The organism is Tissierella sp. P1, from assembly GCF_002266425.1.
GTDB lineage: Bacteria > Bacillota > Clostridia > Tissierellales > Tissierellaceae > Tissierella > Tissierella carlieri.
Genome location: NZ_NPMN01000012.1, coordinates 1 through 26,402 on the forward strand (window position 1 = coordinate 1; position 26,402 = coordinate 26,402).

Annotated in this window: 21 protein-coding genes and 1 pseudogene; 16 read left to right on the top strand and 6 right to left on the bottom strand. The window is 30.8% G+C overall.

The window, feature by feature from the left end:
• From CIW83_RS10120 to CIW83_RS10180, 15 genes and pseudogenes are all read left to right on the top strand, one after another.
• Nucleotides 1-936 (top strand): alanine--glyoxylate aminotransferase family protein (locus tag CIW83_RS10120; protein ID WP_143598546.1); only part of this gene is annotated, 936 nt, incomplete at its 5' end.
• A 185-nt stretch (nt 937-1,121) separates the two neighbouring features.
• On the top strand, nt 1,122-1,907 hold the full coding sequence (locus CIW83_RS10125; RefSeq protein WP_158220086.1) for an IclR family transcriptional regulator: 786 nt from the start codon (nt 1,122-1,124) through the stop codon (nt 1,905-1,907).
• A 152-nt stretch (nt 1,908-2,059) separates the two neighbouring features.
• Nucleotides 2,060-2,941 carry a YitT family protein gene (locus CIW83_RS10130; RefSeq protein WP_094900822.1) on the top strand — a complete coding sequence of 294 codons (882 nt, stop codon included), beginning with the start codon at nt 2,060-2,062 and terminating at the stop codon, nt 2,939-2,941.
• Nucleotides 2,942-3,029: 88 nt separating this feature from the next.
• Complete coding sequence (tpx, locus tag CIW83_RS10135; protein WP_094900824.1) at nt 3,030-3,542, top strand: thiol peroxidase; 513 nt, start codon at nt 3,030-3,032, stop codon at nt 3,540-3,542.
• 156 nt (nt 3,543-3,698) lie between these two features.
• A complete protein-coding gene (locus CIW83_RS22245) occupies nt 3,699-3,836 on the top strand; it encodes a hypothetical protein (RefSeq protein ID WP_158220087.1) in 138 nt (45 codons plus the stop codon).
• A gap of 135 nt (nt 3,837-3,971) precedes the next feature.
• Nucleotides 3,972-4,655 (top strand): response regulator transcription factor, encoded by a 684-nt coding sequence (locus CIW83_RS10140; protein ID WP_094900826.1) that lies wholly within the window; start codon nt 3,972-3,974, stop codon nt 4,653-4,655.
• A 17-nt stretch (nt 4,656-4,672) separates the two neighbouring features.
• A complete protein-coding gene (locus CIW83_RS10145; protein WP_094900828.1) occupies nt 4,673-6,088 on the top strand; it encodes a cell wall metabolism sensor histidine kinase WalK in 1,416 nt (471 codons plus the stop codon).
• A gap of 251 nt (nt 6,089-6,339) precedes the next feature.
• Nucleotides 6,340-7,026, top strand: coding sequence for a polyphosphate polymerase domain-containing protein (locus tag CIW83_RS10150; RefSeq protein ID WP_094900830.1), 687 nt, complete (start codon nt 6,340-6,342; stop codon nt 7,024-7,026).
• Between the two features lie 26 nt (nt 7,027-7,052).
• Nucleotides 7,053-7,253, top strand: a complete 201-nt coding sequence (locus CIW83_RS22865) for a hypothetical protein (protein ID WP_201259787.1) — start codon at nt 7,053-7,055, stop codon at nt 7,251-7,253.
• Nucleotides 7,244-7,744 carry a DUF4956 domain-containing protein gene (locus CIW83_RS10155; protein WP_201259788.1) on the top strand — a complete coding sequence of 167 codons (501 nt, stop codon included), beginning with the start codon at nt 7,244-7,246 and terminating at the stop codon, nt 7,742-7,744. The genes CIW83_RS22865 and CIW83_RS10155 overlap by 10 nt, the downstream gene beginning before the upstream one ends.
• 15 nt (nt 7,745-7,759) lie before the next feature.
• On the top strand, nt 7,760-9,703 hold the full coding sequence (locus tag CIW83_RS10160) for a CotH kinase family protein (RefSeq protein WP_094900832.1): 1,944 nt from the start codon (nt 7,760-7,762) through the stop codon (nt 9,701-9,703).
• A 146-nt stretch (nt 9,704-9,849) separates the two neighbouring features.
• A pseudogene (locus CIW83_RS10165) lies at nt 9,850-11,537 on the top strand (phospho-sugar mutase).
• A 161-nt stretch (nt 11,538-11,698) separates the two neighbouring features.
• The gene (locus tag CIW83_RS24855; protein ID WP_094900834.1) at nt 11,699-12,565 is read left to right on the top strand and encodes a sulfide/dihydroorotate dehydrogenase-like FAD/NAD-binding protein; all 867 of its coding nucleotides are present in this window, start codon (nt 11,699-11,701) and stop codon (nt 12,563-12,565) included.
• On the top strand, nt 12,565-13,950 hold the full coding sequence (gene gltA / locus CIW83_RS24860) for an NADPH-dependent glutamate synthase (protein ID WP_094900836.1): 1,386 nt from the start codon (nt 12,565-12,567) through the stop codon (nt 13,948-13,950). The genes CIW83_RS24855 and gltA overlap by 1 nt, the downstream gene beginning before the upstream one ends.
• 110 nt (nt 13,951-14,060) lie before the next feature.
• Nucleotides 14,061-15,428 (top strand): MATE family efflux transporter, encoded by a 1,368-nt coding sequence (locus CIW83_RS10180; RefSeq protein ID WP_094900838.1) that lies wholly within the window; start codon nt 14,061-14,063, stop codon nt 15,426-15,428.
• A gap of 6 nt (nt 15,429-15,434) precedes the next feature.
• Here CIW83_RS10180 and CIW83_RS10185 read toward each other — a convergent pair whose 3' ends face one another.
• The 6 genes from CIW83_RS10185 to CIW83_RS10210 all read right to left on the bottom strand — a co-directional run bounded on the left by CIW83_RS10185 (nt 15,435) and on the right by CIW83_RS10210 (nt 24,811).
• Entirely contained in the window at nt 15,435-16,484 is a 1,050-nt protein-coding gene (locus tag CIW83_RS10185; RefSeq protein WP_094900840.1) for an NAD(P)H-dependent oxidoreductase, read from the bottom strand.
• The gene (locus tag CIW83_RS10190; RefSeq protein WP_094900842.1) at nt 16,481-17,731 is read right to left on the bottom strand and encodes a lactate dehydrogenase; all 1,251 of its coding nucleotides are present in this window, start codon (nt 17,729-17,731) and stop codon (nt 16,481-16,483) included. Before CIW83_RS10190 ends, CIW83_RS10185 begins: the two co-directional genes overlap by 4 nt.
• A gap of 14 nt (nt 17,732-17,745) precedes the next feature.
• Nucleotides 17,746-22,560, bottom strand: coding sequence for a cytidyltransferase (locus CIW83_RS10195; protein WP_094900844.1), 4,815 nt, complete (start codon nt 22,558-22,560; stop codon nt 17,746-17,748).
• On the bottom strand, nt 22,560-23,429 hold the full coding sequence (sdaAA, locus tag CIW83_RS10200; protein WP_094900846.1) for an L-serine ammonia-lyase, iron-sulfur-dependent, subunit alpha: 870 nt from the start codon (nt 23,427-23,429) through the stop codon (nt 22,560-22,562). The genes CIW83_RS10195 and sdaAA overlap by 1 nt, the downstream gene beginning before the upstream one ends.
• Nucleotides 23,430-23,433: 4 nt before the next feature.
• A complete protein-coding gene (gene sdaAB, locus CIW83_RS10205) occupies nt 23,434-24,102 on the bottom strand; it encodes an L-serine ammonia-lyase, iron-sulfur-dependent subunit beta (protein WP_094900848.1) in 669 nt (222 codons plus the stop codon).
• 64 nt (nt 24,103-24,166) lie between these two features.
• On the bottom strand, nt 24,167-24,811 hold the full coding sequence (locus tag CIW83_RS10210; RefSeq protein ID WP_094900850.1) for an undecaprenyl diphosphate synthase family protein: 645 nt from the start codon (nt 24,809-24,811) through the stop codon (nt 24,167-24,169).
• Nucleotides 24,812-25,051: 240 nt separating this feature from the next.
• Between CIW83_RS10210 and CIW83_RS10215 the strand changes: the two genes are divergently transcribed.
• Nucleotides 25,052-26,350, top strand: coding sequence for a hypothetical protein (locus tag CIW83_RS10215; protein WP_094900852.1), 1,299 nt, complete (start codon nt 25,052-25,054; stop codon nt 26,348-26,350).
• The last annotated feature ends 52 nt before the right edge of the window (nt 26,351-26,402 follow it).

Sequence of the window (26,402 nt, forward strand, 5' to 3'; positions counted from 1 at the left end):
GTAGCAAATACTTTAAAATCAGGCGATAATTTACTTATTGTATCAAACGGATTCTTTGGAGATAGATTTATTGATCTTGCAGGGAGAAAAGGTATAAATGTAGATGTAATAAGCAGTGAGTGGGGAAAAATTGTACCTGTAAAAGATATTGAGGCAAAATTGAGTGAAAAGAAATATGATGCTATGACAGTAACTCATGTTGATACATCAACAGGAGTTTGTGCTCCAATAAAAGAAATTGGTGAAATGATGAAAAAGTTCCCTGAGACAATGTATATAGTTGATGGCGTGTGTGCTACTGCGGCTGAACCAGAATATGTAGATGATATGAATATAGATATTTTAATCACTGGGTCACAGAAAGCATTTGGAGTAGCACCAGGACTTGCAATAGTGTGGGCAGGACAGAAAGCAATGGAAAGAAGAAAAGAACTTGGAAGAATTCCAGAGTATTATATAGACTTTGATAAATGGCTTCCAATTATGAATGATCCCTCAAAATACTTTGCTACACCAGCAGTAAATATGATTTGGGCACTTAAAGAATCAGTAAGAATAATTAAAGAAGAAGGAATAGAAAATAGATACGAAAGACATAGAAAAAATGCTAGAGCAATGCAAGCTGCTTTAGAGGCTATGGGCTTTACATTATTAGCAGATAAAGAACATAGAGCAGTTACATTATCAAATGCAATATATCCAGAAGGAATAGATGATGTTGAGTTCAGAAAAATATTAGCAGAAGAAGGTGCAGTGGTAGCTGGAGGTTTAGCTGCATATGCTGGAAAAATGTTTAGAATTGGACATATGGGTAATATAGATACACATGATATGGTAAGCGCAATTTCTGCAATCGAAAGAACGCTATATAGAATGGGCAAAAACATTGAACTTGGTGCTGGGATAACTACATTATTAAAAGAATTAATGGCTTAAATTAAAAACTAGAAATACATCAGATATATCATCAATCAGGAGGCTGTTTTAAAATTATAATTTTAAAACAGCCTCCTTTAATTAGTATAAAGATAAATATGGCAAAAGAGTATATTAAATGGTATAATAATTTACCGATAGTAAATAAATATCATAAGATAAATGTTGAATATCAGGAGGACAATATGACTAATGAAATAGAAGAAAAACAAAAGAAAACCATAAGATCAGTTATTAAGGCTTTTGATGTTATAGATTACATGGCATTATCTGAAAAAGAATTAGGAGTAACGGAGATAAGTGAGGCATTGAATTATGGGGTTAGTGCCACATATCATTTATTAAATACTTTAAAAGAATGTAATATAATTGAACAAAATGAAACGACTAAAAAGTTTAAATTAGGGTTGAAGCTATGGCAAATAGGAATGCGAGCTTATGAACAAAATGATATTTCTATTATTTTAAAACCATATCTAAGAAAGTTAAAGGAATTAACTGGAGAAACTTCTAACTTAACTATTTTAGACAATAATCAAATTGTATATATTGCCCAAGAAGAAAGTAATAGATTGTTAAAGATGTTTACTAAAATAGGCGTATCAGCTCCGTTACATTGTACTGGTGCAGGAAAAATCCTACTAGCCTATCAACCCGAATCTAAACAAGAGCATATAATAGATAGTATTGAATTAACAAAATATACTAATAAAACAATTACAGACAAGGATAAATTAATGGAAGAGATAGATATTATAAAAAAGCAAGGATATGGTTTAGATGATGAAGAAAGAGAAATAGGAGTTAGTTGTATTGGAGCTCCAATATTTGGAGTTAATAATGAGATTATTTCTTGTATTTCAATTTCAGGTCCAAAATCAAGATTTACGAAAGAAAATAAAGATAGATGGATAAAGATGATCTTAGATGTTTCCAAGGAGGCCACTGATTATATCAGAACTATAAGTTAAAATATAAAATAAAAGATCTCCTTATTTATATGAGTTGATCTTTTATTTTATTACGATTAAGCTATAAGCAACAATTGATATTTGTATGATAAAGTAGTATTATTTGGGTATACATTTACCACCAATATATTATAAAAATGAGGAGTTTATAAATGAAAACAATTGATGTAGCACAATCAAAACTAGGAGGAATTAGGGAGATATTTACAAAAATATTATTCATAGTAATTGGAAACTTACTATGCTCTCTAGCATTTAATTTATTCTTTGTTCCAAATGGACTTTTAAGTGGTGGAGTTGGAGGCGTTGCTATAATGACTCAGTATTTGACAGAGATGCCAGCAGGAATATCAGTATTTTTAATAAATCTTCCTATATTTGTAGTAGGTGTCAGAATGATAGATAAGAAGTTTATTACCTATGCATTTATATCTATGCTTGTTTTTTCATCATGGCTTACAATAACCAAAGACATTTCCAAATACTTTATAGTTGAAGATATTCTTCTAGGGTCAATTTTTGGAGCAGTATTAAATGGACTTGGTATGGGATTAATGTTTAGAAATGGTACTTGCCAAGGAGGGCTAGATGTTATAGCTGCAATTCTAAAAAGAAAGCTTAATGTAAATATTGGGACAGGCTTGATGATGGTAAACACTGTTATAATAACTCTATCATCCTTGCTATTTGGATATAAAGCCGCTATGTATACTTTGATTTCTATGTATATAGGATATCAAATATTAGATAAGGTTCAAACTGGATTTAATGTACAGAAGAATGTAGTAATAGTATCAGAGAAATCCAAAGAACTATCAACTGCAATTATAGAACAGTTGCATAGGGGGGTTACATTTCTAAAGGGTCAAGGTGGATATACTCATGAAGATAAGAACATTGTATACTGTATTCTTACATCTCGTGAGATTGCTAAATTAAAAGAAATAGTCAATGAAGTAGATCCGAAAGCCTTTTTCACTATAACGGATGTAGTAGAAGTAAAGGGTAAAGGTTTTAAATCTGCGGAAATATAATAATATCAAATGATTAGTTCCGACTATTTCAGGGTAAATTCATTGGGAAATCAATTATTTTAGATATCAATGAAAGGAGAAATAGATTATGGAAAAAAGAAAAGATCTTGTGACTATGGGAGGAAATCCAGTTACATTATTAGGAAAAGAAATAAAGGTTGGAGATAAGGCACCAGAATTTACTGTATTAAAAAGTGACTTATCCCTATTTACTTTAGAAGATGCAGGGAATGAAGTAAAGATAATATCAGTAGTACCTTCTTTAGATACTGGTGTATGTGAGCTTCAAACAATAAACTTTAATGAAACAGCAACTGAGCTTGGAGATGTGACTGTACTAACTATTTCTGTAGATTTACCTTTTGCACAGAAAAGATTTTGTTCCGCTAATAATATAGATAAAGTAATCACTTTATCTGATCATAAGGATTTATCATTTGGCATGAATTATGGATTTGTAATAGAAGAATTTAGACTTCTAAGTAGAGGGATAGTAATACTTGATAAAGATAATGTAGTTAGATATGTAGAATATGTAAAGGAAGTAACAAATCATCCAGATTATGATAAAGCTATAGAGGAAGTAAAGAAGTTGATATAGTTTAAAAGGAGTTATAAGGACTAGTTAAAAAGACTAGTCCTTTATATATTTAATAAAAAACTTAGTGACTTTTTTGTCAAAGTTTGATACAATATAAACAAACATAAATGTTTTATTTAATAATAAATTTAATATGTTCAAATGGGAGGTGGGAATATGACTACATCCGTAAATTTAGTTAAATTTATATGTAAGGACTGTGGACATATCTGGGATGAGAACTATGAAGAAGGGGTAAACTGTCCAAAGTGTCATTCTGACAACACCGAAGAGATGAGTAGAACGAGATATTGAGTAAGAGGATAGATAATACTATCCTCTTTTTTTACACTTGAATTCTTAAAACTTATCACATAATTAACACATTGAACATTTATAATATAGCTGAGGGGAAGCTTTAATTCCTAGAAATATTATAGGAGGAATTATATGTTTAGGATATTAGTTGTAGATGATGAGGAGAAAATTCGCCAAGTCATTAGAGAGTATGGAGAATTTGAAGGGCATGAAGTATTAGAAGCCAAAGATGGAATGGAAGCTGTGAATATATGTAAAGAAGAAAATTTTGATGTTATAGTAATGGATATAATGATGCCAAAACTAGATGGTTTTTCTGCCTATAAGGAAATTAAAAAGATAAAGGATATACCTGTACTTATGCTCTCAGCCCGAGGGGAAGAATATGATAAGCTATTTGGATTTGAGATAGGCATCGATGATTATGTAGTAAAACCTTTTTCTCCTAAGGAGGTTATGGCTAGATTAAATGTAATTGTTAGCCGTAATAAAAAAACGCAAAAAGATATTAATTCTAATGAAATATATAAATTTGACGGTCTTGAGATTGATATACTAGGAAGAAATGTATTTGTTGATGAAGTAAAAGTAGATATGACCCCAAAGGAGTATGATTTATTATTTTATTTAGTTAAAAATAAGAATGTTGCTTTAACTAGGGATAAATTATTGAATGAGGTATGGGGCTATGACTTCTTTGGTGATGATAGAACTGTTGATACCCATATAAAAATGCTTAGAAATAGTATGGGACAATATAGAGATTTTATTGTAACTTTAAGGGGACTAGGATATAAATTTGAATATATAAAATAATAGAAGTGGTGGTAATTTTGAAGAATAAATTAGATATGAAAAGCCTAAAAGTTAAATTGTGGACATATTTTATCCTATTTGCGGCAACAATCATGACCATATTATGGCTTCTTCAAATTGTATTTTTAAATACCTATTATAAATCAATGAAGACTAATGAGATTAAGAAAATCGGAGACAGCCTGGTAGTTGAATATGGAAAGGATGATTTTGAAGATATTATTTATACAATATCCTTTAGTAGGGGAGTAATTATTCAGATTTTAAATGAAGACGGTATTCCTATATTTCCTATGAATACATCATTTAACCCTAGACCACCTAAATTTAATTCCATGGATTCAAGCAAATTCATAGATAAACTGGAGAATGATAATCAAGGAAAGATTCTATATACTATAGAAGATCCTAGGTTAGGAAGACCAACTATAGTCTATGGAGCTGTATTGCAAGGTGAAGATGGGGAGAATCTATATTTATATATTAATGGATTATTAGACCCTATAGACTCTACTACTTTTGTTTTAAAAAACCAGCTTATTATAGTGACTATAATATCTTTGCTCTTAGCATTGGGATTATCATTTATTATTGCATCTAAAATATCTAAGCCTATTACTCAAGTAACTAATGCAGTCTCAGTTCTAGCTAAAGGTAATTATGATGTTGTATTTGAAAAAGGTGATTATACAGAAATAGATGATTTGGTAGCTACCTTAAATTATACTACTACAGAATTATCTAAAATTGAAGGACTAAGAAGAGACTTAATTGCAAATGTTTCCCATGATTTAAGAACACCGCTTACATTGATCAAATCCTATGCGGAAATGATAAGAGATATATCTGGCAATAATCCAGAAAAACGACAATCTCATGTTGATGTAATTATAGATGAATCAGATAGACTTACTAGACTTGTCAATGATATTTTAGATTTATCTAAGATTGAGGCAGACCTTAATCAAATTGATTATAAAGAGTTTGATATAGTTAGAACTACAAAGGAAATCCTAAAGAGATTTTTAATCCTTGAAGAAAAAGATGGATTTATTTTTCGCTTAAATTGTAACGATGAAATAAAAGTATATGGTGATGAGAAAAAAATAGAGCAGGTAATTTATAATCTAATTGGTAATGCTGTGAATTTTACTGGAGATAATAAATTAGTATTTATAAATATTAAAAATGTTGGCGATTTTGTTAAATATGAGGTCAAAGATACTGGGAAAGGTATTCCCGAAGAAGAATTAAATCACATATGGGATAGATACTATATGGTAGGTAAAACCCATAAGCGAGCAGTAATAGGGACTGGACTAGGACTTTCCATTGTTAAAAATATATTAACTGCTCATAATTCAGACTTTGGAGTAGAAAGTCATGTTAATCAAGGAACTACATTTTGGTTTCAATTAAAGACTAACAAATAGATATAATTTATGAAAGACAAGATTTATTCTTGTCTTTTTTATGGCCTAACCCAATGAACATCAGATTTATATGAGAGTAACGAGCCCTAAAAGATTACTGAATTATACTGTGGGGCAAATTAAGATAGCAAATAGATTTGGGTTGCAAAGCTGCGGAAAATGATTTTCACAAATATTTCGATTAGTTATCATCTAGATTTCACAAAAGAAATATATCCTTAATATAAATCTAAAGCTTGGAGGTGAAAAATGTGCATAGTATTAAATATAGACATGAGCATAAACTGTATATAAATTTAGGAGATTATTATATACTTAGATCTAGACTCAAAAATATAATGAGATTAGATGAAAATTCTAAGGGAGATAGTGGTTATTTTATAAGAAGCATATACTTTGATGATATAAATGATAAGGCTTTATTTGAAAAGATATCTGGTGTTAATCATAGGGAGAAATTTAGGATTAGACTTTATAATAATGATGCCTCTTTTATTAAATTAGAAAAAAAGGTGAAAGATAATGGTCTTACAGCAAAGTTTAGTACTAAAATCTCCATAGAAGAATGTAATAGAATTTTGAGTGGAGATATTGATTGGATCAAATTTATTGATAATAGTTTATTAAAAGAACTCTATATTAAAATGAAAAGTGAGTTATTTAAGCCAAAGACAATAGTGGATTATAATCGTGAGGCGTATATTTATCCAATAGGTAATGTTAGAATAACTTTTGATAGAACCATAAAATCAGGGGTGTTTTCGAGAAATATATTCAATGAGAATCTTCCCGCTGTAAATGTATTGGATTCAAAGATAATTATTCTAGAGGTAAAATATGATGAGTTCCTTCCCGATGTTATAGCTGATATTATCCAAGTTGGAGATAGGAGATTTACCGCGGTTTCAAAATACGCCCTTTGCAGAGTATTTGGCTAAATTTAATAAAATCAGGAGATGAAAAAATGAATACAACAAATACAATAAACTTTAGTGATATTTTCAAATCAAGTTTTTTAAATAAAGTGGGATCCATATCAGCAGTCGATATGATTATAGCATTAGGACTTGCTTTTGTCTTAGGTTTATTTATTATGACAGTCTATAAAAAAACTTTTAAAGGAGTTATGTATTCCCCAAGTTTTGGTGTAGCCTTATGTCTTTAACACTTATTACAACTTTAATTATATTGGCTGTTACTTCCAACGTTGTACTATCTCTTGGTATGGTTGGTGCATTGTCAATAGTTCGTTTTAGATCTGCAATAAAAGAACCAATTGATATAGCATTTTTATTCTGGTCAATTTCTGGAGGGATAGTGTTAGGTGCTGGTTTAATTCCATTAGCTATATTCGGTTCAATATTCATAGGTATTGTAATGGTATTATTTGTAAATAAAAAGTCAAATGAAACTCCATATATAATGGTAGTTAATTATGAAGATAATGAATGCGAGAAAGATATCTTAGACATCATAAATAATAAGGTACAAAAATATTTAATAAAATCTAAGACTGCCTCAAAATATAGCGGGATAGAGCTTACTGTTGAGATTAGATTAAAAGAAATCACCACTGATTTTATAAATGAGTTATCTAGTCTTAAAGGAGTTTCTAATGTAGTTATGGTTAGTTATAATGGGGATTATATGGGATAAAAAGAAGGTGATGTAATGATAAAAGAAAAGTTTGCCACAATTATATCTCTAGCTTCTATCTTTCTAGTGGCTTTAGCATTAGTAGTTTTTGTTGGATTTATACAGAAAGATAATGACTTAGTTAATATTAGTATTAAACAACCAGATTATGTTAACAAGATATTTAATAAGGATATGGTATCAGAAATAAATATTATTATAGATGAAAATTCATGGAATGATCTATTAGAAAATTCCATAAAGGAAGAGTATTATAATTGTGATATTATAATAAACGGAGAGACCTTTACAAATGTAGGAATTAGAGCTAAAGGTAATTCTAGTCTAAGTATGATAGCTAATGATAGCACCACAGATAGATATAGTTTTAAGATCAAATTTAGTGAATATATTAAGGGGCAGAACTATTATGGCTTAGATAAGTTAGCACTTAATAATAATATTTCTGATGCTACAAATATGAAGGAATATTTATCCTATGAGATATTTGAAGAAATGGGAATTGCTACACCTGGATTTGCATACACTAGTATTAAGGTAAATGGAGAAATATGGGGATTATATTTAGCTGTTGAGGTGATGGAAGAAAGCTTTATTGAAAGATATTTTGGAAGTATGGATGGAAACTTATATAAACCTGAAGGTATGGAAATGGGTGCTAGAGGTATGAATATGGGGAGTCCAAATATAAAGAATGATGATAATGCTATGAGAGTATATCCCAAAAACATAAGAATAGAGAATGAGGAATCTGTAAATCTAAGAAATTTTGGGGTCCCTAGTAGAGGTAGTAGCGGAACAAACTTAGTATATACTGGAGATGATATTTCCAACTATTCAGGGATTTTTGATAATGCTATATTCAAGACAACAGATAAAAAAGACTATAATACTGTAATTGATATGATGAAGAATTTAAGCACAGGTACAAATCTAGATGAATTCCTTGATGTAGATGAAATATTAAGATATTTTGCTGTAAATACATTTCTTGTAAATTTAGATAGCTATGCTGGTAGTTTGAAACATAATTACTATTTATATGAAAGAGATGGCAAGTTCCAAATACTTCCTTGGGATTTTAATCTATCCTTTGCAGGGCATGAAGTAAATAATGCTTCATCTGCTATAAACTTTCCTATAGATAATCCAGTTAGCGATACTATGGAAAATAGTCCTCTTATATCTAAGTTACTTGAAAAAGAAGAATATAAGAAGATTTATCATCAATATCTAGAAGATTTAGTCATAAATTATATTAAATCTGGAAAATATAAAGCATCTATTAGTAAAGTTAATGAGCTAATAAAGGAATATGTTAGAAATGACCCTACAGCGTTTTTTACTTATGAACAGTATGAAAATACCTTACCTATATTACTTCAATTTGGAAAGGATAGAGCTGAAAGTATTATAGCACAACTTAATGGAGAGCAGCCAACTACAACTTATGGAAATATTAATACTAATATAGACTTGGCAGCCCTAGGATCTATGGGTAGAGGCTTTGGGAACAATATGCCAGATATGAATCGAGAGGGAATGGTATCACCTGATAATTTTGGAAATAATGATAATAGAAATACTATGGTGAAAGCAATGGAGATTATCCGAGATTCTTCCAGTGAAGAATTGACAGATGAACAAAGGACAAAGTTAAAGGAATTGGGCTTGAATGATAATCAGATAGAAGAAATGATAGATATGAGAAGTCGAATGCCTGTTGATAGGGAAGGAAGGTCCCAAGAAAATAATAATTTTCGATCTAATGATGAGAGAAATTTTCCTCCACAACAAGGAGATATGATTCATGATAACAGAATTCAGCAAAACAATATAGATATAGAGAGATTAGTTATACCGATTACATCTATATTAGCACTATTATTAGCATTAATCCCTATAAGTAAATTAAAACGAAGAAAGTATATTACTTCTAGTCCGACCTCTTTAAAATAAGTAAAAGCATTCCAAGGAATCAATAGCATCCAAGGGATGCTTTTGCAATTAATTTTAATATTCCCTCTGATGTATAGACAAATTAGTAAATAACAAATAGAATATAATAAAGTAATAAAAAGCAAATCAGATATTGGGGTGATATTATGAATTATAGGGATAAATATAACCATTGGCTAGAAAATGATTATTTTGATGAAGAAACAAAAATAGAGCTTATGGGTATAATTGATGATAAGGAAATAGAGGATAGATTTTATGCCGATTTATCTTTTGGTACTGCTGGACTTAGGGGTAAGATGGGAGCTGGAACTAATAGAATGAACAGATATACTGTATCATTAGCTACTCAAGGATTAGCTCAGACCATAGTAAAGAAAGGTAAAGAAGCAATGAGTAGGGGAGTTGCTATTGCCTATGATGTTAGGCATTATTCAGATAAATTTGCTGAAATAGCTGCTAGAGTATTAGCAGCAAATGGGATTAAAGTTTATCTTTTTGAAGGAATTAGACCAACACCGGTATTATCATATACTATTAGGAAATTAAAGACTATATCTGGCATAGTGGTTACAGCTAGTCATAATCCGAGAGATTATAATGGATATAAGGTGTACTGGGAAGAAGGATCCCAAATATTAGATGATATTGCAGATGAAATATTATCCGAAATAAACAATATCAAAGATTTTTCTGAAATAAAACTTATGGACTTAGATGAAGCTATTCAAAAAGGACTTATTCAATATATAGGAAAAGAAATTGATCAAGCATATGATGGAGACCTGCTTAACTAAGGTTAAATGATGAGATAGATAAAGATATAAAGATTATTTATACACCATTGAATGGTACTGGAAATATTCCTGTAAGAAGAATATTAAAACAAAGAGGGTTTACTAATATAATAGTAGTACCGGAGCAAGAAAAACCAGATCCAAATTTTACTACTGTAGGATATCCGAATCCAGAAGATGTAAAGGCTTTTGATTTTGCAAAAAAATTAGGGAAAGAAGAAAATGCAGATATAATCATAGCCACCGACCCTGATTGTGATAGAGTAGCTATGATGGTAAAAGATAAGGATGGAGAATTTAGATTCATTAGCGGGAATCAAACAGGAGTTTTACTAGTTAATTATATATTGTCACAGAGACAAAAAAGAGGAGATATTCCTGCTGATGGAGCAATTGTAAAATCTATAGTTACAGGTGATCTAAGCAAAGCCATAGCGAAAAGATATAATGTAGAGACTATTGAAACATTGACAGGATTTAAACATATATGCGGTAAGGCAAATGAATTTGATAGAACTGGTGAGCATACATTCATTTTTGGATATGAAGAAAGCATTGGATATGTTTATGATACCATAGTTAGAGATAAGGATGGAGTAAATACTTCTATGTTCATCGCAGAAATGGCTGGATACTATAAAATGCAAGGAAAGTCATTATTAGATGTATTAGAAGAATTATATCAAGAGTATGGATATTATAAAGAGAAACTTGTATCCATAGTATTAGAGGGACTGGAAGGTAGTAAGAGAATAGGCAGAATGATGGAGGAGTTTAGGAAAGAACCTATCAACTCATTTGAAGATATGAAACTTATTAAAGTTGTAGATTATTTATTGGATGAAACAGGCAGCCCTAAATCAAATGTTTTAAAATATTATTTAGATGATGGTTCTTGGTATGCCATAAGACCATCTGGAACTGAGCCAAAGATAAAATTATATATTTATTCTAAAGACAAAAATAGTGAAGTTTCAGCAAGAAAAATAGAACTAATAGAATCCACTGTAACCGGTAGAATGAATTCAATCAAATAAATGATATATATTTGACAAAGAAAGGTAATTGTATTATAGTCTTAATAGGTTGAATTAAATAAACTATTGTGTTAAAATTTTAGTGACTAAATTTAATAAAGATTTGGAACACAGCACCAAAAAATAACTTAAATAAATTATATTATAAGGGGGAAATGCAATTGTATAAAATTGTCGAAAAAGAAATTCTTGCTCCAAATATTTTCTCAATGGATATTTTGGCACCAAGAGTAGCAAATTCAGCTAATCCAGGACAATTTGTTATCGTAATTGCCAATGAAACAGGTGAAAGAGTACCTCTAACAATCTGTGATTACGATAAAGAAAAAGGAACAGTACAAATAGTTGTTCAATCTATGGGTAGTTCCACTAAAAAACTTGCTATATTAGAAAAAGGTGACTACGTAAAGGATTTTGTCGGACCATTAGGAATCCCATCAGAGTTTGTAAATGAAGACATCGAAGAATTAAAGAAGAAAAGAATACTATTTGTAGCTGGTGGAGTTGGTACTGCACCTGTATATCCTCAAGTAAAATGGTTACATGAGCACGGAGTAGAAGCTGATGTTATAATGGGAGCAAAGACTAAGGATTTAGTTATCTTAGAGGACAAGCTAAAATCAGTTGCTGGTAATCTATATGTTGCAACAGATGATGGTTCCTATGGATTCCATGGTTTAGTTACTAATTACATAGAAGAATTAGTAAATAATCAAGGTAAAGAATACGATGTATGTATTGCAATTGGACCTATGATAATGATGAAATTTGTTGCACTAACAACTAAGAAATTAGATATTCCTACAGTAGTATCACTTAACCCTATAATGGTAGATGGTACAGGTATGTGTGGTGCTTGTAGAGTTACAGTAGGCAATGAAACTAAATTTGCATGCGTTCATGGACCTGAGTTTGATGGTCATCTTGTTGATTTTGATGAAGCTTTAAAAAGACAAGGACAATATAAGACTGAAGAAATAAAGAAAGATGAAGCAACTACATGCAAAATAGAGGAGGGCAGAAAATAATGGATAGATTTACGAGAACTCCCATTGCGGAACAAGATCCCCAGGTAAGAAATCATAATTTTGAAGAAGTATGTTTAGGATATACTGAAGAAGAAGCTGTTCGTGAAGCGAAGAGATGTTTACAATGTAAAAAGCCTCTATGTAGAGGAAATTGTCCAGTATCTATAGATATACCAGGATTTATTAAACATATTGCAGAGGGTAATTTTGGTGAAGCTGCTCAAGTTTTAGCAGAGTATTCAGCTCTTCCAGCAGTTTGTGGCAGAGTCTGTCCACAGGAAACTCAATGTGAGCAAAAATGTGTCTTAGGAAATAAGGGAGATGCAGTTGCAATAGGTAAATTAGAGAGATTTGCTGCTGACTGGGCTAGAGAAAATAATATTGAAGTTGGTAAGGCTAAGCCAAGTAATGGACATAAAGTAGCCGTTATAGGTTCAGGTCCTGCAGGAGTTACATGTGCGGGTGAATTAGCAAAGGAAGGATATGAAGTAACTATTTTCGAAGCTCTTCATGAACCAGGTGGAGTATTGGTATATGGTATTCCAGAGTTTAGACTTCCAAAGGAAACTGTAGTTAAAAATGAAATAAATAACTTGAAAAAATTAGGCGTTAAAATTGAGACTAATGTCATAGTTGGTAGAACTATTACTATAGATCAAATATTTGAAGAAGGTTATGAAGCTGTATTTATAGGTTCAGGAGCAGGACTTCCTAAGTTTATGAATATTCCAGGAGAAAACCTTAATGGAGTGTTCTCTGCTAATGAGTTTTTAACTAGAAATAACCTAATGAAAGCATTTAGAGAAGATTTTGATACACCTATTAAGGTTGGGAAGAAAGTAGCGGTAGTTGGTGGTGGAAACGTTGCTATGGATGCTGCTAGAACAGCTAAGAGACTAGGAGCAGAAGTATATGTAGTATATAGAAGAACAGAGGCAGAATTGCCTGCAAGAGTTGAAGAGGTTCATCATGCTAAGGAAGAAGGAATTATATTTGAACTTCTTACAAACCCAATCGAAGTAATTGGAAATGAAAATGGCTGGGTAAAGGCTCTTAAATGTGTGAGAATGGAATTAGGTGAACCAGATGCATCAGGTAGAAGAAGACCTAGAGAGATTGCAGGTTCAGAGTTTGAATTTGAAGTAGACACTGTTATTATGTCATTAGGTACATCACCAAATCCACTAATTTCTTCAACTACTGAAGGCTTGGAAGTAAATAACCATCTATGTATAGTAGCTGATGAAAGCGGTCAAACATCAAGAGAAGGTGTATTTGCAGGTGGGGATGCTGTAACAGGTGCAGCTACTGTAATCTTAGCTATGGGTGCAGGCAAAGATGCAGCTAAGGCTATGGATGAATATATAAAATCAAAGAATAAATAGTAATTAAGTATGAAAATAAACTCTCCTTTAGAGAGTTTATTTTTTTAATTCTTTATGTTATAATATTTAGAGTATCGAATTAAATAAGGGAAAGTAAAGGTGATTTGTGAATGGAGTCTAGTCTGGATAAAAAACATCTAAGAGAGGAAATAGTGAAAATAGCAGGGCCTGTATTTATAGAATTACTAATGGGTACTCTATTTGGTATGGTGGATATGATGATGCTAGGCAGATCAGGGGATGCTGCTACTACTGCTGCATCTATTGCTGCAGTTGGTGTTACTAATCAGCTAGTGTTTTTAGGATTAGCTTTAGTACAATCTTTAAATATTGGAGCTACAACTATGGTAGCTCGTTATATAGGAGCAAAGCGAGAAGATAGGATTGAATCTGTTGTAAAGCATGTCATGATATTAACTCAGATACTTTTAGTTATTCCTATATTGTTTATAGGTCTAGGTATGACAGATACCGCCATGAAGTTCTTTGGTGCACATGAAGATACTCTTCTAATAGGCAGGGGTTATTTTAGAGTAATTGCCTTGGGATTTATATTTCAAGCTTTTAATTTTTCTATTTTTGCTTCTTTAAGAGGGTCAGGGGACACGAAGACACCTATGAAAATAAATATTATATCTAATTTATTAAATGTTGTTGGTAATGCTATTTTGATTTACGGTTTATTTGGATTTCCAAGGTTAGGTGTGTTAGGAGCAGGTATATCAACATCTCTATCACAGGTGGTAGCAAGTATATTGCTAACTAGAGTTGTATTAAATGAAAAGAATATAGTTCATATAAAGTTAAAGAAGAAATTTAAGTTCGATAAAGACATAATATACAACTTAATTAAAATTGGATTACCAGCTTCAGGGGAGCAACTTGCTATGAGAGCAGGAATGTTGGTTTTTACAAAGATTATAGCTTCTCTAGGTACAGTAGCCTATGCAACCCATCAAATTTGTATTAGTATACTTAATCTATCATTTACTCCAGGGCAGGCATTTGGTATATCAGCATCAACTTTGGCAGGGCGAAGCTTAGGAGAAGAAGAGCCAGATAAGGCGGAGGCATACATAAAGATGTGTATGAGAATAGGTGCTGTAATAGCAGCAGGTATGGGTATTGTATTCTTTCTATTTGGATCATTTATAGCAGGGCTGTATACTGATAATCAGGAAGTAGTTGTGCAAGCAGGCAAGGTATTGAAACTTGTGGCATTTATTCAGCCTTTTCAGTGTTCGCAGCTAATTATTGCTGGTGGACTTAGAGGCGCAGGTGATACAGTATGGACCCTTATATCTACCTTTCTAGGAATCTTAGTAATCAGGTTAATTTTTGCTTATATATTTGTTATTAAAATGGGAATGGGACTTCAAGGAGCTTGGTTATCAGTGTTAGTTGATCAGGGAATAAGATGGGCCTTTATTTCAATTAGATTTAGAACTAATAAATGGAAATATATTACTATAAGATAAATAGCCTCAATTGAGGCTATTTATCTTATGTGCAAATTCTTTTGCTAAATTTTCTATATTTGGTACTTCTTTTATAGCTCCTTTATCATTAGCTGTTGTCATAAGTGAAAAATAAGGAGGGAGTCTAAAAGTCTTATTCATATTTAAGCTAGATATTAATTGTTTTGCTATAGCATCTCCTCCAGAATAGCCAGACACTATAATAGAGAATATAGTTTTATCATAGAATTTAGTTTGTCTATAGAGAGCTGTAAGTCTATTTATGGTGGCCACAAGATTTGCAGTTACCATATCATTGTAGTTAGGACATATGAATAATATGGAGTTTGACCTAAGTATGGCTGGATACACCTCTTCTACCACTATTCCTCCATAGAAACACCTAGTCTGCTTACCTAAATACTTACAAGTCTTATAGGGGCATCCTTTACAATCTAGTACATTTCCATTGCCGACATTTATCTCAGATATTTCAATTTCATGTAAGTAGGACTTTACCATATCCCAGAGCATAAGAGTATTTGATATCTCTCTATTACTTGAATGTAATACTAATATTTTTTTCTCCCTTTCATTATTAGTGGTATGATCTTTTAAAAACCTACTGCCTAAATCCTTGCATTGTTGTAAGCATATATCTTCTAAAGACATATTGTATACTTTTTCCATAGATATAAAATTTTCCAGCTTAGCTGTGGCCTCTACAAGAGGTCTTCCCATAAAGCTGCATCCTAAGTTATTCGCAAGAAGTATAATAGATTGAGCCGTAGTTTTTGTAAATAATATATTATAATTATTATGGATTAATAATGCGCCTTCGGAGTTAAGCAAAGAATCTCTTCCCCTATTATAGAGCTCCAAAAAAATATTATTTAATGTATTAGATGCGCCAATTTCATTTAATTCCAATACAAATAATATCTTTTTATTTTGTAAATTTTCCAATTCATTAGCTGAGGTTATTATGGAAAATTCTTCATTGCCTAATACCTCAGTCATCATATTAAATAATAGGGTGCTAGGTTTTTCAGGCATTATAACCAAAATTTTTTTCATATTATCGCCGCCAATTTGCTATAAGTTTCTTCCAATCGATTTACTAATGATTCAGGTAAGTTCAGTTGTTCCACTTCAATGCCAGAAGGTAATAGTCTACATTTGGCTCCCATATATACTTCTCTCATATAAGTGGAGCCATAAAACCAATCTCCTTTAATTGTAGCTATAAGGGATAGTGCACCAGAAGAAATGGACGGAGCAACAAAAGGCTTATACCCAAATTCCCTTACTTCTTTGTTTGCATGTATAGTTTTATTAGTTAAATAATTTGAAATTTCTTCATTATAGTTTTCTATACTATCTGCTACAATTAGTCCTTCACCGTGAGGACCAAAGACTCTTCCTTCTTTAAGATAATGAATCATTTCAAGAGATTTTTCTGCATAGAAGCAAGCTCTGCCATTCATAACTCCAAGGCCATATCCTATTATCTGGTCTGCAGATAATCCATAGAAATCCATATTTCCAGATTCGTCCTTATTACTTTCAAGGAAAGCTACTTTGCAAAGTAAATCTACAGGATCAGATACTACTGCAAATATGCCTTGGAATCTAGCATCTCTTGCCATTCTAGCATATTTCTTTATGATTTCAGAATTTGATTCAAACTGTGCCATTCTAACGTCAGTTACATTGCTTCCTACAGGAGGTATTCCTTTTGAAGCACAGAAAACAAAGATATCACAATTGAATAAATCTTTCTCATCAATAATTTCTACTGCAGGAAATGCAAGTTCATCAAAGGGACGCCTTATTTGATTAAGTTCATATTCCCATCGTTTTAATCTATTGATGTCTCTATCATATATGCCTATTTTACTAATGCAGTCTCCTCCAAGGAGTCGAAGACCCAAGGTTAAGGTACTGCCTACATCTCCCAATGCTATAAGGTTTAATCTCCATTTTTTCTTTATAGATTTATTTAATACATCTTTCCAGTTTGGATAATTTGTATTTACTGCTACTAGCTTTTTATTTTCAATTTTCTTTAGAATCCAATCTGGAATATTATCTACTGAATTCCTATTTTCCAATTTCAATATATTTAATCCTTCATCCTTTAAATTTAATAGGGAGGGATGAGATATAGAAAAATATTTTCTAGAATTCATTTGAGGTAATTGATTAAGAAAATATATTAATCCATCAGTATTTTTCATTTCTTTTTCAGATGATTTTGCTAGATTATTATAATCAAATTTAGAAAATAGATATTTATCTTCAAGTTTATAGTACTTAAACATATAATCCCCCTTATTTATCGTCTTATGATATTTTCTAATCTTCTTAAATATTGTAAGTCCATTTCTATATAAGTAGAAGGCTTAATATTTTTATTTAAGTCCATATTTTTATTTATATCTGGATGTCTTGGTGATACGAGAACTTCTCCTAAGCCTTTAATGCTAAGGTTCTTTTCATTGACTGATTGATAGACTTCTTCTATTGCTTTAAAAATACTAAGACTATTTTCTAGGCAAATTTCTGATAGATTATATATTGCATCGTTTTTAGTATTTTTTATGAATCTAGGCGATACATAGGGTAAAATCATGTTGATACTAGGGATTGAAAATGATTCTAAGATACTATCTCCTACCATATCCCCACCTATATAGGGATATTGACTACTTTCATTAAACCACAGCTTTAGATTAGGTATAAAGTAGGCATAATCTAATTCTATACCTTTTATTTCACCTATTTCTTTTCCTTTTCCAGAAAGTATACCTACTATAATTTTTTTTATTTCTACACCTGCATTTCTTAAAATTGGTTCTATGACATTTATTCTATAGCCTTTACTAAGTAAATCGTCAACTAATATGACGGGCTTATTAAAAGATTTTAATACCTTAGCCTGTTCTTCTAGGGATAAATAGTAAGGAGATGAGCCTACTGTAAAATTAACAATATCGGGTTCGAATATTTTTTCTGTGTGCATAGTTTTAGTAACTGTATTTGGTATTATACTGCTGTTTAATATTGAGCCAAATGGTACACACATATTAGGACCAAATTCTTTAATTGGTGATGGAATTATACTTACTTCATTTGCATCACAAATTTTTTGAATCAATTTACTATAAGTCATATCCCTATTATAGGTAAGTAAGAGCTCACCTGGATAAAGAGCAGATAAGGCTTCTTTAAGTTTGTTTCTAGTATTTCTTATGGTTTCCAGTATTTTTGTATCAGTACTATATGGAGGCTTCAACATATTTTCTAAGTCTAGATTCAAAGTCATTGGATTATTCATATCCACTATAAACAGAGAGTTTTCATTATATACAAAATCTGTCATTAGGAAGCCTTGCAATAATAACTGTCTTTCAACCTCAGAATTTTTATTCTTCAGTAAGGAGTTATTATATAAAGCATAATTGTAATCTCTAGTTATAGCTAAAGATAATGTTTCATTTAGAACTATCTCTACGAGATATTCATCATCGTTTTGAACACATATTCCTGATATTAAGATAATCCTTCCCTTTGCATTTTTCCTTATATAGTCTGTGATATTTGAATCATGGAATTCATCATATAGCATATTTTGGCGAACCCAATAAAAACTAGAAAAGCCTAATAGATTATTAGTTACAGAATCCCTTACTAATAGAATTCTATAATTTAGTTTTTTTCTAAGAGAATTAAAATGATTTATGTCTATTGCATCTCCAAACTGTTCTTTTATTTCTTCTAAAATATTTTGATTCAGGTTCCTTATAGTTTCTATTTCAATTATTTTAGATTGAATCAATGTTTTGTATTGTGGTTCCCTTAGATATAGTCCATAGTTATAGATATAAGATTCTGCTAGGGGATCTATAAATTTTGATATATCTCTATTTAAATCTATATTTTGTCTTATTTGCGTTGAGCTAATATCTTCATATCTAGGAGGTAGAGAGAGTCTAATGACTTTAGATCTTATATTTTTAATACTTTTCTCTAGAGTCTTCTCGTCATCATCTTTAGAAATACTAGATTTCCTATCAAAAATTATGTGAGGAAAATCCAAAATAATACTCTCTTTTTTATATGCAGCTGCATTGATTAAGACATCAGAGCCAACTACAATATATACTTCCTTTTTAGGAAATAATTTTCTTAAGCTGTCTAAATCTATTGGATTACTGATATTTATTGGTGTGTTTTTTGGAAATAAATAAATATCCTTTTCATTTGCAATACTCATATTTACAATATTTCTTCTAAAGTTATGAGGTTCAGTTCGTTTGGACCATGAGAATTCATCTACTGCCAAATATACTTGGAATCCTTGATCTCTTATTTCAATAGCTATTTCCTTATGGCCTAGGGAGAATGGATCAAAGCTACCTGGGAAAAATGCTATATTTTGATCATCAACTGGTTCTAAAGAACCGTGGAAAAACTCGTAGTCTGATATAAATCTGTATATATGATTTAGTGAAGCTGCATTATTATAGAATAAGAAATCATCTTCTCTATTATCATCTAAAAGAGTTAAGATTTTTTTTCCGATCTTATTGAATATATTATATTTTTCATCCAAGCTTAAGATATTCGATTTAAATAGAGTAGAGCTTAAAACCCTTAGAGATTCATTTTTAATATCATTATTATAGGAAGCCATAGCTATGGAGAATAAGCCTAGAAGTCTGTCTATTCTATGGTTATGAATTTGTGATTCTTCTTCAAATTTAGTTATATAAGATTTATAGTTTTCTATACATATGGCTATAGTATTTAGAAGCAAGAAGACAACACTTATACTAGATATTTTAATTTTATCTTCAAAATCATCTATGATTTCATCTAATTCTTTAGGAGGCAAGTATAATAGCAATTGACCTAAATAAAGAGGAATAAATTTTGCAAATTGATAAGAATCCATTTCCAAGGCTCTTAAAAGCTCTATAGCCACATCATTTCTCTCTTCTAATGATAATAGATGAAATATATTTAATAGGGTAATGCCACTATAATTTCTAACCCTCTCTATAGCACTTACCTTAAGTATATTACATAGGTGCATTGCAGTATGAAGCCCTTTAGCAGAAGGGTTCTTAACTACTTGGTCATAAAGCATATCTATATTTATTTTCTTTTTTACCCACTCAGTTGCAGTTTTTAAATTTTGAAGAAAAATTTCTGAGGTTTCATTTTCACTATGATTTTTACTTAATATTACTTGATAATTAGGAGAGATATTTATCTTTTTCCCTATTATATATTTTAAATAGTTTTCTCCTAAGATAGGAGACTTGTTTAAATTTGCTATAAGCCAATTCCTAATAGAAGCTATAAATATAACATTATCTGTATTTATTAACATCTGTGATATACTATCTAAAGTAGTTAGTCTTATTTCCATATTATCTGAATCTAATTGTTTTAATGTATAGGTGAATAATTTAAATAGTCTTTTCTCATCTAGACTGGGAATGGGTATATAGTCAATTGTTTGTGATAAATAGAACTGTCCTATGATAGATAAATTAGCATAGTCATCATAGTATTTAGCTAAGATATCAAAATATTTTCTATGATTGGACTTGTGAGATTCCTCAAATAAAGATTTTATTGTATTTTTTAGATTATAAAGCCATTCTCGTTGAGAATCTGCAATTTTATGGTCAGGAAACAATAAATTATTTAGAAATTCATCTAGCAAGTCTTCTGAAGGCTTTGATCGAGCGTTAAATTTTATTGACTTTGGCAATTCCTTTCGATATTCTTCATCAAATAGTGCAATTAACTTACCAATCAGCTCAGCGGCTTCTTTTCTAATATCATCTCCAGTATGAAGAAGCAAATCTGATAGAAAATGTAATGTAGTGATTTTCTGACTTTGCGTTAAATAAGTTGAGTATTCTTTGAAGATTTGGAGATAGAGTCGAAGTTTCCTCCAATTATTTTCTCCCCTTGCCATTTCTATAATAGTATTAAAAGAAACACTATCTGTTAGTCTAGACATTAAATTGATATTGTGTTCTATAGACATATATTTTATATTACTGATTACCTCTTGCTTATTCATTAACTCAAATGGTTTTTTAAATGGTTCTGTTAAAGAACCATTTAATGTAGTATCTATTCCCAAGGATATAATATAATCTTCAAAATCTTTTAATTTTTTATATACTTTTTTATATCTATTTTCTTTGGTTTCGTCTACATTGTCTAATTTTTGGAGTATTACATCAAAGGATTCTTCTAAGGAGAATATATGCATATTATAATCATTGTTTTCAACTTTGTTTTTAACTCTAAAATCCGAATATATAAGTATTAGAGATTCAATAGGCAATGTCTCTAATTCTAAATCCCAAGTTGAATGATTAGTTGCAATATGTCCAATTTTATCCATTTTAAATCTTTTAAACCATTCTTCAGTATAATAATAGTGAAGGTAAGGAACTCTTTTACTATCTTCATCTAATACTCCATATTTACCTATATCATGTCCTAGGCTGGCTCCTGCCACAACCCCTAAATCTACAGGAAGACCAATAGCATAAAGTTGTCTTGCTATATACATACTAAGATTATTTACTCCTATTACATGGTCTAGAGTGTTATGACCAGTGATTGCCATATCTAAATGCATTAGCTCATTAATATAACAATTATTAAATATATTTTTAAATATAAAATATTCTTTAGATATATTCTTATTCAGCTCTTCTTCACCAGTTAAAAAAGAAATAGGATATTTTTCAATAAAATTATTATCAAAAAGTTTTAGTTCTACTATAAAATAATTCATAGATCTTACGAAAAATTCATATAAGGAAGTTAAATTAGGGTTAAAATCCTTTATGCCCTTATGGGGAAATGATTTATTAATAACCCAATTAAATATGGATTTTAACCAATTTTCCTGTGTATCTGGATTATATTCATTAAAATAATCTAAAAATAGATCTAATAAAGAAAAGACAGAAAAGTTTCTGTCTTCAAATTTAAAGTCTAATTGATTTTGAAACTTTTCGTTACTAATATATTTGAGAAGAGTTTCTTTATATTTTACTAAATAACCTTTATCTATTTCCTTATTAAAAAAATTATTAATAATTTCTTTCATTAGTGTTGAATCTCCCTTCTAAGTCTCTCGCCTGTCGGGGTAGTAGCAACACCTCCTAATGCAGTTTCTCTCAATGATTCTGGCAATAGTTTACCCACTTTATACATAGCTTCAACTACTTCATCAAAGGGAACTAATGATTTTACACCAGCCAATGCTAAATCAGCAGAAGTAAGTGCATTTACAACACCAGATGCATTTCGAAGAGCACAGGGATATTCTACTAATCCACCTATAGGATCACATACAAGACCCATTATATTAACTAATGCAAAGGATGCGGCATTAAAAGAAGCTTCAGGTGTTCCGCCAGCCATTTCTACAATAGCAGCTGCCGCCATAGCAGCGGCAGTCCCACATTCCGCTTGACAACCACCTTCAGCCCCAGAAACTGTTGCATTTTTGGCTACGATTTCTCCAATACCCGCGGCTGTGAAAAGACCCATAATAAGTTGAGCATCTGTTAGATTTAACTTTTCTTTAGCGGATAATAATGCGCTAGGCACAATTCCTGAAGCACCAGCTGTTGGAGCTGCAACTATTCTACCCATAGAAGCATTTATCTCCGATGTAGATAGTGCCTTAGCCATAGCAGATACTATCAAACTACCAGATAAAGTATTTCCAGAATTCTTATATTCTTCAACTTTTTTAGAGTCGCCACCAGTTAGTCCACTAACGGATTTCACTTCTTTATCTAAGGCAGATGTGGCAGAACTTTTCATTACAAATAAGGTGTCTCTCATTCTATTCATCAATTCATCGTATGAAATATCAGCGTTTTTAATTTCCTTTTCAATTACTATTTCAGATATTCTCTTGTTACTTTCGTTACATAATTTTATTAGCTCTTCAGCTTTATTAAACATAAAATCACCTCTTGATTGGATTTATCCCTTTAATGTATATTATTTCGTTTAATTGATCGATTTCATCTACAACTCTTTTATTAATATCAGAGTCTGTTTCTACCACCATGGTAGCAATATCATTTTCCCTTGTTACTTTCATTGTAGCAATATTGATTTCACTAGCTGAAAGGATTGAGCTAATACGAGATATGACACCTTTTTGATCTATATATTTAATAATGATAGTTGGATAATCTCCACTAAATTCTACTTTATTTCCATTGATATCTGTAATTAATATGCTTCCGCCGCCAATAGATGAACCTATAATATAAATGTCCTCTTTATCCTCAAACTTAAAAACTATTTTTACAGTATTTGGATGTTGATAACCTAGATCAGCTTCTATAAACTCAAAATCTATGCCTTTAGACTTTGCAATCTCAAAAGAATCTCTGAGTTCTTCGTCAGAGGGGTCCATTCCAAGAATACCTGCTACTAAGGCTTTGTCAGTACCATGGCCTTCAAAGGTTTTACCAAATGAACCATGTAAATAGAAAACTACCTTATGAAACTCAGTACCAACAATATCTTTAGCAATTTTACCTAATCTAGCAGCACCAGCAGTATGTGAGCTTGATGGACCAATCATAACTGGACCAAGTATATCAAACACTCCATAATCTTTCATTGCATTACCCCCTAATTTGATAGTCTACTAATTCTATCATTTTATACCCAATTTCGCAATAAGTTTAACCCCCAAGAGTAATATCTTGATTATTATACCATTCTAATGCTCCATAAAAATGTCCAGGTTTAAAATCTGGCCAGTATTCATCAATTATATAAAAATCTGAATAGACTGATTGCAGCGGTAAAAAACCGCTAAGTCTTCTTCGACCACCCCATCTAATTATCATATCAACTCTAGATATATCCCGAGATTTTATTGTACTTAATAAATCAGATTTGTTTTCTCCTTCTAAAAAATAGTCTTTTAGATCCCATTGCCAACCATAGTTAACTAAAAAATTCACTTTAATTCCACCAGTTCCAAATCGTTGCCTTTTGAGTGCAAAGGGTAAAAGAGCCTTGGGAAACATATCTGATTCCGTATTTCCTAAGACTAAGAGATCAGCATTTTCTTTAGATAGCATATTGACTGCATCAATACAAGCTTTTGTAAATGCAAGTCTTTGAAATTTAGGTCTCTTAGTATTATCTACTGTAAAACCGTAGTAGGTAATTTCTTTTATCCCAATTTCTTTGCAAAGTTTAAACAATTCTAGACCAGGATTTAAACCTTTATTATATCCTTTCTCCTTAGTCATTCCTTGATCTACAGCCCACCGTCTATTTCCATCTGGAATCACACCTATATGATTCGGAATTCTCATAACTAATATTACCTCCTAAATTTTGTTAAACTTAGTATTCCATAAAAAAATAAAAGAATTCATAAAAGGTTTCGAAATAGTTTAACACTATTTATTAAGTCAGTCGCGTATGATACATAAATTAAAGACTATGAGTAATTGCCCACAGCTATATAAGTACAAAAAGTTAATAATCTGGTAACATCTTCAACCTAGTTTGTAATAATTTTATGATAAGATACGGATTAGGAGGGATAAGAGATGAATAAAAAGATAGTATTAATAGCCATAATCTTAGGTTTAACTATTGGATTAACTGGTTGTAAAGAAAAGAAACAATATAATGCAAAAAGAGTTGTAATCGAAGATGATGTAAGTGTGAATGATAAAGAAGATGGTAGCTCTAAGAATTATAAAAATAGTAAGGCTGTGAATTCTAACTCTATAGAGCATGTAACTTCAAAAACAGTAGAATTTCAATTAGAGGAAGGATACTATTTTTATCCATCTTTCTATTATCAAGGGGAAGTATATGGATATTTTTGGGAAGGACATGGATATTCAAACCATTCGGATTTGGAACGAGAGGCTCAAATGGAATATCTATATAAAATAGATAAAGATAATAATTTAGTAAGAACTTCTAAGATGTATCATAATTACCTCCAAGGACGTCATTCAAAGGTTTATCCGCAGGATACAAAATTTATTAATTTTGTGGAGGATGTGGTATTTACTGTAGATTACAAGGTTGAGGATATTCCTAAACCTTGGCCAGAATTAACGGATGTAGTAAATAAGTTAAAAGGTGATAGTCGTCATAAGCTTTACTTTATACGGCCAGTTTCAGAAAATGAAAATTACTTAATTATTAGTGAGGGAATAATTAATGATGGAAGTGATTGGAAAAGATATATATATGATATAGAAAATAATAAAATATATAAAATGAAAAATGAGGAAAGAGAGGGAGCAATTTATTATGTGAATGCCTTGCAATCATTAGTCTGGGTAGATGATAAAGATTTTAAAATATATAAGATAGTTTTTAAGGATGAATATTATGATTTAGAAGAATATATTGACTTAAACAGATATGGTAAGGCAGACAAGATAGAGGCTGTAATGAAAGATAATGACGAGATGATATTGTTTATGGATAAAAACGTAGAGGGATATTTATTTAAAACTATTTATATTGGTAAATTAAATTTTAAGACTAATCAATATAATTTATTACTTGAAGCGCCTAAGGAAATAAATATATATGCTGAGTATGTGGGACATAATATATTGCTGATAGAAGAGTTTAAGATAAATGATAGAGTTGTAATACCTGTAAAGAGGTATCTAAAACAGGTATTACATGATGAAATGAATGCCATACTCGAGGAGGAGCCTAAAGAAGAATCAGAGCAGTGGTATTTAAATAAGTGGATTGTAATTAGTGAAGATGGAAAAGAGATGTTTGATGCTATGGAAATAAATAAGATGAAAGGTGTATTAACAACGGAAAAGATGATATATCAAAAATACTATATTAAATATAGTGATGATTGATTTAATATATGTATAGACATTGATGGTGGGATAAATTTAAGATACAATTAAA